Origin of the sequence: Streptomyces sp. NPDC102437 (genome assembly GCF_044765565.1) — a bacterium.
GTDB lineage: Bacteria > Actinomycetota > Actinomycetes > Streptomycetales > Streptomycetaceae > Streptomyces.
The window spans coordinates 1-2,788 of record NZ_JBIWKI010000133.1 but is presented as its reverse complement, the minus strand read 5'-3'; the positions used below and the strand labels follow the sequence as shown (position 1 = coordinate 2,788).

General features: G+C 69.3%; 3 protein-coding genes and 1 pseudogene. 3 read left to right on the top strand and 1 reads right to left on the bottom strand.

Annotation, left to right across the window (positions count from 1 at the left end):
- Window positions 1-73 precede the first annotated feature (73 nt).
- Window positions 74-562: pseudogene (locus ACIRJP_RS42260) on the top strand (IS6 family transposase); the annotation flags it as partial.
- Window positions 563-629: 67 nt separating this feature from the next.
- Window positions 630-821: a hypothetical protein gene (locus ACIRJP_RS42255; RefSeq protein WP_404186511.1), complete on the top strand. Its 192-nt coding sequence runs from the start codon at window positions 630-632 to the stop codon at window positions 819-821.
- Between the two features lie 438 nt (window positions 822-1,259).
- Here the strand turns inward: ACIRJP_RS42255 and ACIRJP_RS42250 are convergent, their stop codons facing one another.
- Entirely contained in the window at window positions 1,260-2,342 is a 1,083-nt protein-coding gene (locus ACIRJP_RS42250) for a hypothetical protein (RefSeq protein WP_404186509.1), read from the bottom strand.
- 241 nt (window positions 2,343-2,583) lie between these two features.
- Between ACIRJP_RS42250 and ACIRJP_RS42245 the strand changes: the two genes are divergently transcribed.
- The coding region (locus ACIRJP_RS42245) for a carbonic anhydrase (RefSeq protein ID WP_404186507.1) at window positions 2,584-2,788 on the top strand (205 nt) is incomplete at its 3' end.

Below are 2,788 nucleotides of genomic sequence, written 5' to 3'. Positions count from 1 at the left end.
CTGATCCGTGACCGACGGTGCTACCAGGTCACACCCTCAGTGACGACGGCGGCTTGACATCAGCATTGGGAAGCACCTGGACGAGGTCTTCATCAGAATCAACGGAGAGCAGAAGTACCTGTGGCGGGCTGTGGACGCCGACGGCACCGTCCTGGACATCCTGGTCCAGAACCGGCTGGACACCGCTGCGGCCAGGCGGTTCTTCCGCAAACTGCTCAAGAAGACCTGCTCGGTGCCGCGGGTAGTCGTCACCGACAAGCTCCGCTCCTACGGCGCGGCCCACCGCGAGGTCATGCCCTCCATCGAGCACCGTTCCCACAAGGGCCTGAACAACCGGGCCGAGAACAGTCATCAGCCCACCCGGCAGCGCGAACGCGCCATGAAGGGCTTCCGTAGCGTCGGCGGGGCCCAGCGGTTCCTGTCCGCGTTCAGCGGTATCTCACCCCACTTCCGACCACGCCGCCACCTGATGACCGCCACCCAATACCGCACCGAGATGACCACCCGCTTCGCCATCTGGGACCAGGCCACCGGCGCCGCCGGCCAGCCCGCCGAAGCCTGAGCACCAGCCCGAAACCCCAGCCCCACCACACCCCGACGCACCGTCAGAGACCCAAGCAGCCAACAACGTGACAGCGCCGTACACAGTCGGCTGCGTCCTGGAGGAGCAGGCGGAAACAGGTCCGAAGGAGGACCTGCCGGCCGACGTCCCGGCCCTCGGCCATGAAGCGGCATTCGAGGCCGGCCTCGCCCTCATCCTGGGCGGCCTCGTGCAGCACACGACCACAACCTCCACGGTCCACCCGGAACACGAACGCTGACCCCGTCAGAGCCCGACAGCGCCGACGCGACCAGCAGCCAAACCACGACGGCCGTCAGCCCGTCTGTTGTACACAGTCTGGTAAATCGGCCTACCAGTGTCTGCGCCCTGATATCCGACGATCTTGCCCTCGGTCAGCGCCGGGTCAGGGGCTTGGGGATGTCTTCTGGCGCTGTGCCCCGTTCGATGAACTCGCCGCCGTGCCGCATCATGATGTGAGCGAGGCCGGCCTTGGCGGTGCCCTTTTCGAGCCAGGCCGGCGGCACACCAGGCCTGGCATACCGCCCACCATGATGAGGTCCGCCCGACATCGCCGAGATCGGCTATCAGTGGACCCTGGGCGCGCACCAGCAACCCACATGACCAGCATTCACGGTGCTTCCTCCGGCGGCGGTGGGAAACGCGCGACCGGGTTGAACCGGCAGTCATAGCGGCCCGTTCAACCGGTCAGTGGCTCGCGTGCGCTCGCTCTACGTACTCTCGGCCCAGCTGGGCCGCGGCCCAGCTGGGCCGAGAGTACGTAGAGCAGTGCGAGACTGATCAGCCAACCGGCCACCGCGGAGAACTGGTTGATCGTGAACTTGAAGGCCTGGCCCAGCAGGAGGTCCACCAGAAGGGCGGCGCGCAGGGTGCGCAGGGCCGCGCTTCGGTCGCGGCGCAGCAGAGCAGTCCCGCGCAGGGAGAGGGCCAGGGATGTCAGGGAGCAGGCGAGAGCTCCCGCGATGGCGGTCCACTGCGTCTCGTCTGCGAGGCCGCCCGTGAGGCCGTCGACGGCGATGGCGACCAACAGGAGTGCTGCCTGAAGGGTCGCGCCCCACGCGGCGATGTGGACGAGCGGCCGTTTGCCGGACACCCGGGCCGTCACCCAATCACGGGCTCGCCGGGCCAGCTCGTGGTGCGGGGCGGGCCGCCTGGCCGGGCGCTCGGGCACGGCTTCGAGCACGGCCGCCAGAGCCGCGTCCAGCGCGGTGGCCGGGCCGCCTGTGGCGCGCAGACGGCGCAGCGCCTCGTCCCTGTCCTGTGGGGTCAGCCCACACAGGGCGCCGTGCAGCGCGGTGTCCGCCGCTGCCGCCGAGCGGGCCGCGCCGGATACCGTCTCCCTGTCCGTACGCCCGCGCCGCGTGACCCACCAGGTGAGGCCGGTCAGGGCGACGAACGACAGGTAGATGAGCCCTGCGGCCGGGCGGTAGAAGTAGCCGTCGACGGCGACCAGTTTGCCCACCTCGTCGATGAACAGGCCGAAGCCGACGCCACCGATCAGCGCTCCTCGCCGCCGCGAGGCAAGTCCCGTGAAGACGAGCATGACAAGGAGCCCGGCCAGCATCAGCAGCCCGCCCCACAGCATGTGGGCGATGTGCAGCCCTCCGTGGCCCGCCCCGCCGCCGAGCTTCGGGTAGTCGGTGAGGACGAGGAAGGCGCGTGTCACCAGCACGGTGGCGACACCGACGAGCACGAAGAGCCGCAGGTGCGCCGCGGCGCTCGCCGTACGCAGGAATCCGCGGGCCAGAGTCATTCGGGGCATGGGCCGAGCCTCGCCCATTCGCACCGCCGGATCCATGGGGCCAGCCCCCGTCTCGCCGACGGGCTGTCCCCCCCGTTACCTAATGGGGGCCGAAGCCGGCGGATCGCTACCCGTTACCCGGTCCCGTGAGACCTCTAAAAAGAGCGCAGCCGCCGGCTTCACACGGGGCCCTGGCTTCCAGCAACAAATCGGCGGGCCCGACGTACGGCACACTCACGTCCGCTGTCGCGCAGATGATCGAATGTCCGTGGTCCGAGCCCTCCGCAGGGCGGAGGCCTCCCGGGTCCGTACGGCCTGTGCCGAGCCCGGCGAGGACAAGGTGAGCGTCCTGGTACGGAACAACGTGATCGCTCAGCTGGCAAACCTGGCGACGCACCCCAGCGTCGTCCGGGCACTGGCGGCGAAGACCCTCACGCTGCGCGGCTGGGTCTACGACATCCCCACCG